12 protein-coding genes are annotated in these 14,808 nt (G+C 60.8%); 3 read left to right on the plus strand and 9 right to left on the minus strand.

The genetic code is table 11. The features are described from left to right. The first annotated feature begins 122 nt into the window (after positions 1-122). Complete coding sequence (locus tag AC244_RS12285) at positions 123-794, plus strand: N5-glutamine methyltransferase family protein (RefSeq protein WP_152975930.1); 672 nt, start codon at positions 123-125, stop codon at positions 792-794. Continuing rightward, positions 791-1,906 (plus strand): hypothetical protein, encoded by a 1,116-nt coding sequence (locus AC244_RS38015; RefSeq protein ID WP_053249101.1) that lies wholly within the window; start codon positions 791-793, stop codon positions 1,904-1,906. The genes AC244_RS12285 and AC244_RS38015 overlap by 4 nt, the downstream gene beginning before the upstream one ends. A 37-nt stretch (positions 1,907-1,943) precedes the next feature. On the opposite strand, the gene nadE is transcribed toward AC244_RS38015, so the two are convergent. The 7 genes from nadE to AC244_RS12330 form a co-directional block, all read right to left on the minus strand. Beyond that, complete coding sequence (gene nadE, locus AC244_RS12295; RefSeq protein ID WP_053249102.1) at positions 1,944-2,951, minus strand: NAD(+) synthase; 1,008 nt, start codon at positions 2,949-2,951, stop codon at positions 1,944-1,946. Further along, on the minus strand, positions 2,948-4,495 hold the full coding sequence (locus tag AC244_RS12300; RefSeq protein WP_053249103.1) for a class I adenylate-forming enzyme family protein: 1,548 nt from the start codon (positions 4,493-4,495) through the stop codon (positions 2,948-2,950). The genes nadE and AC244_RS12300 overlap by 4 nt, the downstream gene beginning before the upstream one ends. A gap of 25 nt (positions 4,496-4,520) precedes the next feature. Further along, a complete protein-coding gene (locus AC244_RS12305) occupies positions 4,521-4,787 on the minus strand; it encodes an acyl carrier protein (protein WP_053249104.1) in 267 nt (88 codons plus the stop codon). Between the two features lie 22 nt (positions 4,788-4,809). After that, the gene (asnB, locus tag AC244_RS12310; protein WP_053249105.1) at positions 4,810-6,747 is read right to left on the minus strand and encodes an asparagine synthase (glutamine-hydrolyzing); all 1,938 of its coding nucleotides are present in this window, start codon (positions 6,745-6,747) and stop codon (positions 4,810-4,812) included. Positions 6,748-7,309: 562 nt separating this feature from the next. Continuing rightward, the gene (locus tag AC244_RS12320) at positions 7,310-8,071 is read right to left on the minus strand and encodes an FkbM family methyltransferase (protein ID WP_053249107.1); all 762 of its coding nucleotides are present in this window, start codon (positions 8,069-8,071) and stop codon (positions 7,310-7,312) included. Between the two features lie 99 nt (positions 8,072-8,170). Beyond that, positions 8,171-8,635 (minus strand): cyclic nucleotide-binding domain-containing protein, encoded by a 465-nt coding sequence (locus AC244_RS12325; protein WP_053249108.1) that lies wholly within the window; start codon positions 8,633-8,635, stop codon positions 8,171-8,173. Between the two features lie 92 nt (positions 8,636-8,727). After that, on the minus strand, positions 8,728-11,430 hold the full coding sequence (locus AC244_RS12330; RefSeq protein ID WP_053249109.1) for an ABC transporter transmembrane domain-containing protein: 2,703 nt from the start codon (positions 11,428-11,430) through the stop codon (positions 8,728-8,730). Between the two features lie 314 nt (positions 11,431-11,744). Here AC244_RS12330 and AC244_RS12335 point away from each other — a divergent pair, with 314 nt between their 5' ends. Next, positions 11,745-12,419, plus strand: coding sequence for a hypothetical protein (locus tag AC244_RS12335; RefSeq protein ID WP_053249149.1), 675 nt, complete (start codon positions 11,745-11,747; stop codon positions 12,417-12,419). Here the strand turns inward: AC244_RS12335 and AC244_RS12340 are convergent. Then, entirely contained in the window at positions 12,397-13,575 is a 1,179-nt protein-coding gene (locus AC244_RS12340; protein WP_053249110.1) for a glycosyltransferase family protein, read from the minus strand. The genes AC244_RS12335 and AC244_RS12340 overlap by 23 nt on opposite strands. After that, positions 13,560-14,804, minus strand: coding sequence for a glycosyltransferase family 4 protein (locus AC244_RS12345; RefSeq protein WP_053249111.1), 1,245 nt, complete (start codon positions 14,802-14,804; stop codon positions 13,560-13,562). Before AC244_RS12345 ends, AC244_RS12340 begins: the two co-directional genes overlap by 16 nt. Positions 14,805-14,808 lie beyond the last annotated feature (4 nt).

Genomic DNA, 14,808 nt, shown 5'->3' on the forward strand with positions numbered 1-14,808 from the left:
TGATTGCGGTAGCGTAACCCCGCAGCGATCCATCGACCGATGAAGGAGAGGCCGTGCCGCAGAACAATACCCCTCTTCCGGACGACCAGCCCGACAGCGTTGTGCTGCGCCTGCATCGGTTCATGGACGTCGACCTCGAACTGGCGCCTGATGTCCTGGTGCCGAGAGAGGAAACAGAGCTGCTTGGACGCACTGCTTCCAGAATACTGCACGACCGGCCAGCCGGTGCAACTGTCATCGACATGTGCTGTGGCTCCGGAAACCTCGCGGTTGGGATCGCGACCGATGTTGCGTCCGCCCGGGTCTTCGCGGCGGACTTGACCGACAGCACCGTTGCCCTTGCCCGACGCAATGTCGCACGCTTGAAGGTCGCCGACCGCGTAACCATACGGCAAGGCGATCTGTTTGATGCCCTTGCCGACGACCATCTCGAGGGTGCGGTCGATATGATCGTCTGCAACCCGCCCTATATCTCTACATCCCGGCTCGAAGGTGACAGCGCCCACCTGCTCGAAGCCGAACCACGCGAAGCGTTCGATGGCGGCCCCTACGGCATCTCCATCCATCAGCGTCTCATCCGAGATGCCGTGGCGTTCCTGAAGCCCGGCGGCTGGCTGCTCTTCGAGTTCGGCGCCGGCCAGGACCGGCAGGCATCCGCTCTTCTCGCCCGCACCAGGGCCTACGAACCTGTCGCGTTCGCCACCGATGCGGAAGGCAAACCACGCGTCGCCATCGTCAGGAAACTTGTTGCTCAAGCATCCGTTGCGGCGGACGCCGGGAACGAAGAAAGATGAGTAGCATCCGGCCCCTTGAACCCGCAGACATTCCTGCGATCGCTGGAATGTTCCAGAGGGTCTTCTGCAAAGATCAGACGGAGCCGCCAGTTGCGCTCGTAGGCTATATGCGGCAGCTCTATCTGGACGCACCTGGCTGCGATCGCGAGATTCGGCCCCTCGTCCACGTCAACGGCGGCGGCCGCATCTCCGGTTTCGTTGGTGTGAACGCGCTGCCGATGACGTTTAACGGTCGGCCGTTGCGAGCCGCCATATGCGGCTCTCTTATGGCCGAGGATCGTGAAAGCGATCCGATGGCGGGTGCACGGTTGCTGAAGGCCTTCCTCGCGGGTCCACAGGATCTGTCGTTCAGCGAGACCGCAAGCGAAGTATCGACGCAGATGTGGACGAAACTTCGCGGTATCGTACTGCCGCAATACAGTCTCGATTGGGTGCGCGTCATCCGGCCATCGACATTCACGCTCAGCGTCGCCAGGCATCGGATCAAACTCGCTCGGCTGGCCAATCCGCTCGCGCATGCGCTTGATCGTTTCTATCGAAACAGGATGGGTCGCGGGGAGCAGCGCTGGTCGGCCGTGCCCGAAAGCGGAACCAGCCAGGCAAATTTTCGCGTTGGGGAAATCGACAGAAGCGGTTTCGCCGATCTCGTCGGTCCGCTCACTGCCCAGTTCCCATTGCGCCCGGATTGGGCGGAAGGGCAGCTCAACAACATCCTCGCAGACGCTGTGCAAAAACCTGATCAGGGTGACGCAATCTTCGCATCCGTCACCGCGCGCACCGGAACCGTCGTCGGCGCCTTTGCCTATCACGCTCGCCCCGGCGATATCGGCCGCGTGCTGCAGATCCTCGCGCTTCCCGGACAGGCCGGCCCCGTCATCGATTGTTTGATCGACCACGCAGCCGCGCGCGGTGTCGCGGGTCTGCGCGGGCGGACGCAGCCAGCTCTCCTTGAGGCCATGCTCGGTCGCCGCATCGCCTTTGTACATGTGGCCTCAACCGTGGTCCACTCGCGCGACGACGAACTCGTTCAGGCGTTCCGCCATTCGCAAGGGTTCATAAACGGGTTGGCCGGCGAACATTGGAGCCGACTTATGGGCGGCCGCTTCGACTGACCGATGCGGCCGGATTGGCCATCGCGCCCTATGCCAATCAGTCAGCAATCTCCTCAACGGTCTGGACGAGTTGCGGTCCGAGATGAAGGTAGCGCGTCGCCTTGCGTTTGGCGGCAATATCCGCCCAAACGCGTTCGACCTGCGTTGCCGTCAGGCCCGCAGCCTGCGCAACCGCCTCGATCGGCAGTCCGTTGTTGAGGCCATACAGGCAGAGATCCATGCGGGCGTAGGGCAGCGAGAAATAGAACTCTTCCTGCGTCTGCTCCAACGAATAAGTATCCGTCGTCGGCGGACGGCGGCGGATTTCCTCGGGAATGCCGAGATAGGCCGCCAGCGCGTAGACCTGCGATTTGTAGAGATGCGCGATCGGCTTGACGTCGGCCGCACCATCGCCGTTCTTCACGAAGAAGCCCTGGTCGTATTCAAGCCGGTTCGGTGTGCCGAGCACTGCGAAATTCAGCCGGTCGGCGTGATAATATTCGATCTGCTTGCGCGTCCGCTGCTTCATGTTGGTGGCGGCAACGATGCCGAGATAGACGGGAGGCGGCATGCGCAGCTTCGTCTGTTTGCCCTGCGGATCCTGGACCACCAGCGACGAGATGTTGTAGCCCTCGCCTTCGAGCGCGTTGGCGATCACGATCTTCGATGCCCAGCCTTCGCCGTAGGCAGGAACAAGCTGGCGGATGAAGGCGTCGCGACGCTCGTAGCAGCCCATTGCCTGCAATGTCGGCCCGATATCCTCGACCACGGCATCGACGCCAAAGGTTTCGGCCACCAGACGGCCGAGCCTCAGGCTTTCCGGGTCGCTGTCGTTTTCCGGCATGAAGAGACAGAAGACGTTCTTCGCACCCACAGCTCGCACAGCCAGGGCTACAGAGACGCTGGAATCGATGCCGCCGGAAAGACCTAGCACGAGGCCGCGCTTCTTCATTCCGCGCAGCTGCTCACGCAGCCCTGCCACGATGCGGTCGGTTTCAGCCGCGTGGTCGATGTCCAGCGTTTCCGCCGAAAACGCAGCGGTGTCCTGGGTCGGGCGAATGTTCATTCTGCAGGCTCCATCGTCTCGGCCGCAAGTCGGCGGCTAACCTTACCCGTATCCGTCTTCGGCAACTCGATGCGAAATTCGACAACCTTCGGGACCATGAAGTCCTCCAGATGGCGCGAGCAATGACGGATGATGTCCTTATCGCTGAGCGTCTGGTCCGAGCGCACGACAAGTGCAGCGATCGCGTGGCCGAGAACCGGGTCGGGCACACCAACCACGACGGCTTCCGCAATGCCTGGATGGGAATGCAGGACCGTCTCGACTTCCTTCGGCGCAACCTTCTCGCCGCGGGTCTTGATGATGTCGTCCTTGCGCCCGACGAAATAGAGGAAGCCCTCCGCATCGGTCTGAAACAGATCGCCGGTGTAAAGCACTTTTTCCCACGGATGCGGTCCCGGCCGAAGCATGCGTTGTGTGGAAGCATCGTTGCGCCAATAGCCCTGCATGACATGCGGGCCGCGGATGACGAGTTCGCCTGGCACGCCGGGCGGCACGCGCTTGCCTTCATCATCCACTACAAAGGCCTCGGTGTTCGGGATGGCGATGCCGACCGACCCCGGGCGACGGTCGAGCTCCTCAGGCGGCAAGTAGGTGCAGCGCTTGCATTCGGTCAGCCCGTACATGGAATAAAGCCGGGCGCCGGAAAAGAGCTCCCTCAACCGGGCGATATGTGCTGGCGGCAGCGCTGCGGCGGTGTTGGAGAGGTAGCGAAGACTCGGCAGGAAGCCCGGCTCGAGATCACGCATCTGCAGGATCATCGCTGCCATCGTCGGAACGAGCGGAAATCCGGTGACGCCCTCCTCGCGAATGCGCTCGAAGATCGCATGCGGAAACGCGAAGGACTTTTCGAGAACCAGCGTCGCTCCGAGCCTTATGGCCATCAGCAGCTGATAGAGGCCGTAGTCAAAGGCGAGCGGCAGGACATTGAGGATGATGTCGTCGTGCTGGTTACGCAGATAGGTCGTGATCGATTCGGAGGCCGCATCGATGTTGCGATGTGTCATCATCACGCCCTTCGGGCGTCCGGTGGAACCGGAGGTATAGATCAGCATTGCGAGATCGAGATCGATACCACCGTGGACAACCGACTCCGCATCGCCTTCCAGGCATGCGTCGAATGCGGTGACGCCCGCGGGCACCTGGCCGTTCGGCGCCGCTGTCGAAGCAACGAACAGGTCGGCATCGGCGGCAAGCGCGCGGGCTTCGGTCACGACCGGCATCAGTTTTGCCTGCGTGAGGATGGCGGCCGCCTCGCAATCACCGATGATGTAGGCCAGCTTGTCCGCCTTGGTCGACGAATTGATCGGGCTGAAAGTTGCGCCTGCCTTGAGTACGGCAAAGATCGATACCGCGGCCTCCCAGCAATTATCCATGAACACCAGCACGCGATCATTGCGCTTGACGCCGTTCCTGGAAAGCGAGGTGGCCAGGCGGCTCGAAAGCCGATCGAGTTCGTCATACCGCAGCCGCTTGCGGTCGGTGATCAATGCCGTTTTCGCCGCATACGCCGCGGCGTTGCCGATAAGGAATTGCTCGAACCGCATCTGCTTGGACCTCGCCCGTTGTCGTTTACGCCGCTACCGTCGCGCCGGCTTTGACCTCGATGAAAGCCGAGATGCGCGCGAGCGAATCCAGGTTCGCCGGCACGATGTCTGCGTCCGCCATGGCGATGCCGTAGTGATCCTCGATGAAGGCGACCAACTCCAGCACGCCGGTGGAGTCGATGATATCGTTCTCGATCAGCGATGCTGTATCGGCAAGATCGTAGGATGTGTCGCCGAACAGGAAGTTCTCGATGACAAAGGCCCTGACCTTGTCCTTGATCGTTTCCGTCATGTCTTTTCCTTTCGTTAGTCGTTCAGGCCGCCTCGGCCGTATGGATGCTCGTGCCAGTGAAGGTCTTCAACCATAGCTGTGTCGACAGGATCCCGACGAACGCCGCATTGTCGCGGAAGCCGGATACCGGCTGGGACTGGCACTTTTCGTAGAGTTTCGCGACGGCCCTCGGGTTGAAGAGGCCGCCCGCGGAAATGCGGTCTTCGCTCATCGCCTCGCGGACGTAATCGAGTTCGCCGACACCGGTGAATGAAAGGCTGTCGGGTGCGCGATAGGGTTGCTTGGTGCGCTTGCCGATCGCCTCCGGCATCAGGTCCTTGGTCGCTTCGCGCAGGATGTGCTTTTCCACCAGCCCCTTGAGCTTCATCTCCGGCGGCAATCCGGCGGCAAACTCGACCAGCCGGTGATCGAGGAACGGGAAACGCCCTTCGATGCCATGCGCCATCGCCATGCGGTCGCCCTGGCTCGAAAGAATATAGCCTGGCAGAAGGAATCGACCCTCGAGATACTGAGCCTGGTGCAAAGCGTGCCAGCGGCCGAAATCCTGAGGCAGACGGCTTGCCAGTTCCTCTGCCGCATCGTAGCCGGCAAGGCTGGCGCGCAGATCGGGCGAGAAGAATATCTTCGTCGCCGCCGTGCTCTTGAAGCGCGGACGATGAGAGAATAGCGGATCGTCGAGCGGCACGTCGCCGGCCCCGAAAAAGGCGGCAAGGTATTCCGCCGACTGCTGCTGCAGGCCCGGCAGATAGGGATAGAGCTTGCGGAACAGATGCGGGCGAATGCGCGAGCCGGGCTGCCGCCCGCAGAACCGACGTACACGCGCCTCCTTGAAGATATCGTAGCCGGCAAAGACCTCGTCAGCCCCCTCGCCGGTCAGCACCACCTTGAGGCCCTGTTCGCGCACCAGGCCCGAGAGCTGATAGAGCGGCGCCGGCGCGGTCCTGATAATCGGCCTTTCAGCAAAGCGCACGACCTCCGGGAAGACCCTGGCGATATCGCCGGCACGGCAGGCGACTGCGCTGTGCTGCGTGCCGAGGGCCGCAGCCATCTGCATCTGGTAGGCGCTTTCGTCGTGCTCGGCGCTGTCGAAGGTGACCGAGAACGTGCGCAACCCTTGCGGCGCCATGCCCGCTGCCAACGCCGCGACAATGGAGGAATCAAGACCTCCTGACAGGTAGGAGCCGACCGGCACGTCGGCCCGCATGCGGATCCGCGTCGCATCGCTCAAAAGCGCGCGCAATTCTTCAGCGGCATCACATTCGTTGACGAAGCGTGAAGTCGCATCGCGATCCGGATAATCGAGACGCCAATAGGGCCTGATCGTCTGACGGCCCCGTTCAGCGATCATAAAGCTCGCCGGCTCCAACTCGTAGATATCGCGAAAGCCGGTCCGCGGCGCGATCGGGGCCCAGAGCGTGAAGATCTGGTCGAGCGCGATCGGATCGATCTCAGCTGCGATGCCGGGAACCTGGAGCAGTGCCTTGATTTCGGATGCGAAATAGAGTGTCTCGCCTCTGGTCGCATAGAACAACGGACGCACGCCCATGCGGTCACGGGCGAGCATCATCCGGTTGCGGCGGGCGTCCCGGATAGCAAAGGAGAAATCGCCGTTGAGGACGGACAGGCAATCCTCGCCCATCTCGTCATAGAGGTGAAGGATGACTTCGGTGTCGCTCGAGGTTCGGAAATGCCGCCCCTTGGCGCGCAGTTCGTCGCGCAGTTCGACATAGTTGAAGATCTCGCCGTTGAAGACGATGGTCAGGTCGTCCGTCGCATCGGACATTGGCTGCTGGCCGTCGCCGAGCCCGACGATCGACAGCCGGACGTGACCGAGGCCAGCTTCCGGCGCCACGAATGTCCCGCGCTCGTCCGGGCCGCGGTGGGCGATCGCGGTCACCATCCTCTTGAGAAGGGCTTCTGCTTCCCGGACCGAACCGAAATAGCCGCCAAAACCGCACATATTCAGACTTTCACAGGGGGCCAATCACAACCGGAACATAATCCGCATGAAGAACTCATGGGTTAACCGCCGGCATTTTCTGGTTGTATGGTAAATTCTCTGGGAGGGGTAAAAATATGTCACCCGGTGCAACGAGAAATACCTTCATCCTTGCGGAACGTTTCTTTTCGTTACAATTTTAAACATTAGATAGAAAATAAGAACCGGCCAGAAAATACAGATCACAATGCCGGCGACACGATAGGCATTCCAAGACGCGTGCGCCTGCAGGCCCTCCAAATAGGTCATAGCCAATAGGAAAAGCGCAGCCATACAATAGGTTACGCCGATAAAATACATCCAGGACATCTGACCGCTCTCATGGCACAGCAGAAAAATCAGGGAATGAAAATAGAAACTAGATGCTTATACCACTAGAAGTAACATTCTTAAACCAAGAATTAACCAAGCTCCAGACATGGTTAATGGGCTGATCGCAGCGACTTTCCTGCTCCGGTAAGGCATATATCGCCGACGCTTGTACTTGAAAAAGCCGGAGACTGTTGCTCTTTGGCGGGTGACGTTACCGCTCGCGGGCCTTCGCAACAAAGAGCAGATCGAAACCGCGGAATTCGCGCCGAACGATTGATTTTTTTAGCGCAGTCCATATCGCCGACGGATTATCGAGGCTAAAGCCACGGAAGCTGCGCACGAGCCCGAAGGTCGCAACGAGGGTACGAAACGCCCTGACGATTGCCGGCCCACTCAGCGACGCAAATAGGATCTGTGGATGCACGGCGAGCAAAACCCCCGTCGTCCGCGTGCGGTCGATATCCCGGAACTGGGTCAGGGCACGGTATTCATAGCCCTCGATATCAATCTTGAAGCACAGCTTGTCGGTTCGCGCCATCGACTGCAGTTCGGCAATCGTGATCGTTTTCGCCTTGATCGCCTGCCCCGTGTCGTCGGCGATCAGCGCCGAGGTTTCTGAACTGCCAAATCCGCCGCCGACTGAATTCAGCACCAGGACCTCATCCTCGGAAAGTGCCGCATTGATCAGTGCGACGTCCCCCTCATTCTGAGGCTCCATTTCCTTGAGGATGCCGAAACAAACAGGATCGGGCTCGACGGTAATTACATTGTCGGCAATCTGCGCCGTCCAATAGGGTGTCACGCCTATCCAGCCACCGATATCGACAAAGGTCGTGTTGCCGTCGACCAGCCGCTCGATGTTTTGAAATGTGCACGGCTCCCACTCGCCGCTTTGAAGCCGCGCAAAGAAGCGCTTCTTCTCAGGCTTGTCGGGGAAATGGACGGTCTTGCAGAAATAGGTGATCGCACGCATGGCGCTTCTCTAGCCCATATCCCGGCGAAGCGGAATCGTTTTTGCGAAGGTCTTTCATGCGGCCAGGACATGCCATCGACAGACGCCACCGGCTCGATATCACGCTTCGATGCGTTCGTTTCGGCTGCGTGCTTCCGTGAGTTCGGCGGTCGTCTGGCTGAGACGGTCGGCGAGCACGCGCATGATTTCCACGGCCATTTCGGGGAAGTCGGCCAGGAGCTTCAGGAAATCGTCCTTGCGGATGCGCAGGGCTTCAAGCGGTGTCGTCGTGCGCACGGTTGCCGTGCGCGGGGTGTTACAGAGAATGGCGATTTCGCCGACGATCGAATTCTGCTCGACCTCTGCCAGCTTCAGCGGCCCACTCGCAGTGGTCACCAGCACGTCGGCCTTGCCGGAGAGGATGACATAGGCCGCGTCACCGATATCGCCCTGATAGAAAAGGGCCTCCCCGGCGCTGTACATGACCCGGTCGGAGGTGAAGGCAAGGAGTTTCAATTTTGCAGGCGGCAATCCTGAAAACAGGGTTATCCGGCGCAGCATTTCGACTTCATCCTTGAGCAACATCACAATCCGTTTCTCCGAGTATCCGGTCGGGGACAAGCTATCTCCCGCATTGCGGCAGGACCTTATGCTCGTGCCCTGACATTAACATTACATCAAGATGCCATTTCCTTATAGTCGGGTCCTTCGTCAGCCCCCACTTCCGTTTCGTTATCGCGAACCAGGCGTCCGTTCTCGAAACTCGCGACGCGATCGAACAGTTCCATCACGGCCGGATTTGCGACCACCCAGACGATTGCCGGATTGCGGCCATCCTGGCGCAGAAGCGCAAAGACGTTGCGGATCACCTGCTCCTGGACACGTTGATCGAGCGCCAGCAGCGGCTGGTTGAAGATGTAGAAGTCGCAGACGCGGATAAGCGCTCGCGCCAGATCCAGCTTCTGTCTCTGGCCTGCGGTCAAGCGCTTGCCGCCAGCGCCGACATTGAAGTCGAAGCCGAAGGCGAGCACCTCGTTATAGAGGCCAACGGCTTCGAAAAGATCCCGCACGATCGCCCGGATCTTATCCGATCCGTCGGCGTGCTTGTGACCGATGCGCCCGAAGAGCACGTTGTCGATGATGCTGCCGGAGGCGATGTAACGGTTCGGGCGGTAGTGCTCGATCATACCGGCGAGGTCCGCCGGCAGACCTTCGTCGAACTCGCGCCGTGCCGCGACGATCTTTGCCATCAGCTCGTCGGTCAAGAGACCAAAGCGGTGGCGAGGCTCGATGTAGCCGAAGCACAGCCGGATGATCTTGACCTGGTCATCCTCGGCGACGTCGGCGCGTGGGCGGCCGCGGACCTTTTGCAGCAACGCTTCATAGACCGGGATTTCTTCGGCCGTCATGAATGTCAGCTGCTGGAAGAACGGGTGATCTGGCGGCAGGTCGCGGAACAGTTCGACGACGTTCTCGGCGATTTCCAGCCCCATCTCGTAGAAAACGTCGCGCAAGCCGACGCGCTGCAGCACGGTCTTGAAGAACGGATGTCCCTCAAGCGCGCCGTCCCACATCACCTGATCGGTGATCGTGCCGAAGAGCAGATTTTCGCCGATCGTTGCTTCGACGTTGTATGAGCCGGGTTCGAAGAACACCACGAGGTCGCTGAGCTTTTCCTTTTCGAGGCGCTCCCGCAGCGCGCTGCGCATCTCGACGATGCCCGCGGCAAAAGCCACATTGCGGTTCGGGTCGATAGTGGAGCGCACGGCGAGCGCCAGCACGTCGTTGGTCAAAAGGACGGCATCGAGCACCGGCCTGATCTTGAGCAGAAGATCTTCCGGCCCGGTTGCGCCGGCTGCCTGATAATCGATCCAATCGCTGTTGACGTCGAAGGATGGATTTCCGGCAAGCTTGGCTTCGACCAGCTCCCACTTGCGATGGGCCGCCCGCTCGCCTTCATACCGGACCTCGGTCAATGGCGCGTGCTTCAAGCCGTAGAGCAGGTTATCGCCAAGGCTGCCCTGAAACACATAGACATCCGAGGAGGCATAGGAAATCCGCCGACCGGTGACCGATTCCGGCATCTCCAGAATATCCTGACCGCCAATGACAACCCGACCGCCCGCCGGCCAGATCAGACGGGCGAAGGCCTCTGCCAACACTTCTCCGCCGGCTTTGAGCGCGACCGCCTCGCCTGGCTGCACCTGCAGCGAAACGTGGTCGAGAAGCGTGGCGCCACCATCGTCGGTCACCGTGAGGTTGACGGCCGCGAGCGCGCCGCTCAGCGGCTCGGGACTTGTCGCCGCGACGGCGTGAACCTTGGGATCGAGCAGCGGATCGACGCTGAACTGCTCGACCACCTGGCCATACTTGACCTGCACGTCCTGGCGCGCCTGGTCCCAATCGATGAGCTCCTTCAGCGGCCCCGGCAGGTCCTTGTAGGCGCCGATGACGGCGACGAGTTGACCGATATCGAGGCGGCCCTGAAGCGCAAAGTAACCGCCGATCGAATAGAACAGGAAAGGTGTAACCTGGGCGAGGAAGTTGTTGATGAACTTGACCAGAAACTTCCACTGATAGAGGTCATAGCGGATCTTGAAGATCCGTGCGAGCCGCGATGCGATATCGGCGCGCTCGAAATTGGAGGTGTCATAACCACGGATCGTGCCGATGCCGTCGACGATTTCGCTCACCCGGCCGGACAATTCGCGCGCCGTCAGCTGACGTTCACGCCCAAGCACCAGTAGCCGCTTGCGCATGCGCGGGATGATCACGGCCTGCACGGCGACGATGACGGAGGCGATCAGCCCCAGCCAGAAGCTCTGCAACAGGATGAAGATCAAGGCTGTCAGCGCCTGACCGCCCAGCAGCGCCGGCGACACGAAGGCGTCGCCCGTGAAGCCGCCGAGCGGCTCCACCTCGTCCTTGATCATCGTCGAGATCTCTGCCGGTTTCACCCGCTTGAAATGCGTCGGTGGGAACCGCAGGACCCGGTCGACAAGCTCGAAACGGATCCGCCGCAAGAGACGCTCGCCGAGCCGTCCTTTGAAGGTGTTGATGTAGAATTTGAAGAGGCCGTTCACGACCACAAGCAGCAGGAAGACGAGGCTCAGAGCCAGCAGCATCCCCTCGCGGCCGAGCTGGAAGCCGTTGAAGAGATTGATCGTCCCGAGATAGGGCAAGTCAAAGGAGATCGCCAGGAACGCCTGCGTCGCTTCCGGGCTGTCAAAGCCGTCGCCCTGAATCGGTCCGTTGACGATCTGCTTGGGCAGGTCGAAGGACAGGAAATAGGGGACCATCGAAAACGCAACGACCACCAGGATCCAGAGCTGATCCTTGCGCGTATGGGTCCATATATAGCGGGAGAGGCGTGCTTCCATGTTTCTGGCAACGGGACCTTATTGAACACTGCTATGTGTGCGGCGAGGGCTGTCACCATACCCAGCCACGATATGCTTGCTTGTGATACTTTCCGACTGAACCGCCAGGGGCGTCCGGCCGCGAGGCGTTTCGGCATAATCTAATGATCCGGCTTCGAATCCGGTTCATTAGATTATGCAGGAGCGCGAGAAAACCGCAATGGACGCCAGCCTTTGAGATTGGCGATCGTGTCTCCTCGCAACGGATGGCGACGGTGGGGAAGGAGACGAGCGTCCTTATTGCACTCGATTGTATGCCAGCTTACAACGACCGAATGAAACACACCAGCCACCCCCCTACTCCTGCGAGCGACTGGTACGAAAACGCTTTCGACCTGACGCGCGGAATTGCCGCCTACACCAGAAGCCCGCTGATCGACGGCATCGCCAAGGTGATCGCCAGGCATCCGGACGCCGATATTGCCAACGCGTTCAACCACAAGCAGGTCGCGTGCAAGCTTTGGGCTCGCGACACGCTGCTGGAAGCCGCGGGCAAATCCTATGAGCGGATCGTCATTCTCGGCGGCTGGTACGGAATTCTTTCCGCCATGCTGCTCGAGGACCGCCGCTTCGATATCGCAATGGCTGAGAGCTATGACATCGACCCTTCGGTCGAGGCTGTCGCGCGCACGCTTAACGCAAACTTTGCCGACCGATTCCAAGCCGTCACGGCGGATATGTACGCGATCGACTATGGTCGTCTTGGCGCCGACCTGATCGTCAACACGAGCTGCGAGCATATTGCCGATCTGCGCTCGTGGCTCGATCTGATCCCGCGAGGTACACGCGTCCTGCTGCAATCCAACGATTACTTCAGCGAACCGACCCACATCAACTGTGTGGCGTCCGTCGACGCATTCGCCAACCAGGCAAAGCTCGCGACACTCGATTTCGCCGGCGCGTTGCCGACGAAAAAATATACAAGATTCATGCTGATCGGGACGGTTTGACAGGCACTTTCGACAGCCGCTCGCGCAGGATTGCAGCCGTGTGCGTGGCGCCCTCGAGGTCGAGCGGCGGCATCGCCGGCTTCGCACGTGCCAGCAGCGTTTCAACATCGCGCGCCAATCGGGCCGGCGTTACCTCGTTCTCCGGCAAGACGCCGGCAAGCCCAAGCTTTGCCAGTCGCACTGCCCGCGTCGATTGTTCCGTTTCCCCGCCAGCCGTGAACGGGATCAGCAGGGATGCACACCCGGCGCGAATGATGTCGCAGACCGTATTGTAACCGGCCTGCGAGACGGAAAGCCGCGCACCGGAAAGCAGGCTGGCGAAATCCTGCCGAAACCGGAACAGCTTCACATTCCCCGGCGCTGCGGCTTCGAACGCATCATAGTCGACCTGCGGCAGGTTCGGCCCGGTAATCAGGCACCATTGCAGCTCCGGCGGAAGAAGTTTCGCAGCCTCCAGCCCGGCGCCGATCAGCTCTTTTCCGACCGCACCGCCACCTGCCGAGACCAGCACATCGAAACGCTCCAACGGCGCCATCGCCGGACTGCCGGCGACGAGGCCGGTATAGGCGACCTTATCGGCGATCTCCTGCGCGTAAGGAAAGGTCTCTTCAAGCCGTGCAAAGGCGGGATCCCCATGCACGAGCACGAGGTCGAAATGCGTCTGCACCAGATCCAGCATTTCCTCGGCGCGACCCGGCTTCGTTCGCTCCTGCAGGATGTCGCGAAGGGATGTCGCCACCAGTGGACGTGGGCTCGACGTCTCGATGAGGGCGAGCAGCGGCATCAGCTCGAAGCGCATCTGGCGCCGCCCGAACGGAAACGCTTCGAAGATGACCACATCCGGGTCGCATGTGCGAAACGCATCAAGCAGCATATCTCGCCGGCGGTTCTTGAAGTCGTCGTCCACCGGATTTCCAGTTTCGTCAGCCAGGCCTGAAAACCCCTTGTCGCCGGCAACGACCGGCGGAAGGGCCACGTGCTTCAGATCGGAAGCTGGAAAGCCGGGAACGGGCGTGCCGCCGGTGACCACCGTGACGTCGAAACCATCGGCGGCCAGCGCGCTGGCAATGCGGCTTGCCCGTGCCAGGTGGCCGATCCCCAGCAGATGTTGGACATAGAAGAAGACCCGCTGCTGCCGCGTCATGCCGTCTTCCATTCGTTTGCAAACAGGGCCGTCAGCTGATCAATGCTGGAATGATGGTCAAAATGCGCCCTCACCCGTTGTTCGGCGGCAGCGCCCAAACGGCGACGGCACTCCGGATCGCGGATCAGCTCCTCCAAGGCAAGCGACAGCGCCTTCGCGTCCTCAGACGGGACGACACGGCCGTTTTCTCCATCGACCAGCAGCTCAGGAACGCCCGAGATTGCCGTCGAGACGCAGGCGAGCCGTTGGCTCGAGGCCTCGACCAACACGTTCGGCAGACCATCACGGTCGCCGTCTGCCGTCACCCGGCAGGCGAGTGCAAAGATATCGCTGGTTCGATAGTTGACGAGCACATCGGTCTGATCGAGCGCACCCTTCCAGGCAATTCTGTCCGAGATACCGAGCTCCTCGCCGAGAACCTTGAGCTTTCCCGTCAACTCTCCGGCGCCGATATGCTCGAAACGCCAGTGAAGATCTCGAGGCAAGAGGGCAAGCGCCTTCAGCAGGACGTCGTACCCCTTCTTGCCCACCGCCCGGCCGACACTGACGATGCGAACCGGGTCTGCCTTATCGGAGCCATCGCGGCTCGAATGCTCGCCATCGAAATGCGGGAAACGTACAAGGTCGAGACCGTGATAGCTCAGATGCACCCTTGCCTTTTGCGACGTCAGGCTCTGCAGATGCTCATATCCGCTTCGCGTGCAGGTCACCGTCCAGCGCGCGCGACCGAGCTTTTCGGAAAGCTCCCAGTCCGGCGACGTCCAGATATCCTTGGCATGCGCCGAACATGTCCAAGGCGTGCCGGCGATGACGCTGGCGTAAGCCGTGACCGAAGCGGGCGTATGGATGAAGTGGGCGTGCAGCCAACCCGGATCACCGGGCCATTCCGACGCCAGCACCAGCGCCTGCCCGAAGCGGCGGAAGCGATTGCGGGTCAGGTCGCGGCCAAGATCCTTCGAAAATTGCCCAAGCGCCTTCCAGAAACCGGGCTTCGGCAGCGAGCGCACAAGGCCCTTGAGGACACGCAACGGCTCCTCGTGCAGGTACTCCGGCAGGTAGTGCACGTCGGCACGAATCTCGTCATGCACCGGATGGCGCTTGGCGTCGGTTGGGCGCCTCAGCGCGATCAGCACCAGCTCATGCCCGGCCTTTTCAAGTCCTAGCAGTTCCTGCGCAATGAAGGTTTCCGAAAGGCGCGGATATCCCTTCAGAACGACGGCAATCTTGCGGTCTGTTGGCAATGCT

It is taken from the genome of Ensifer adhaerens, assembly GCF_001270265.1.
GTDB classification, from domain to species: Bacteria; Pseudomonadota; Alphaproteobacteria; order Rhizobiales; family Rhizobiaceae; genus Ensifer; species Ensifer adhaerens_B.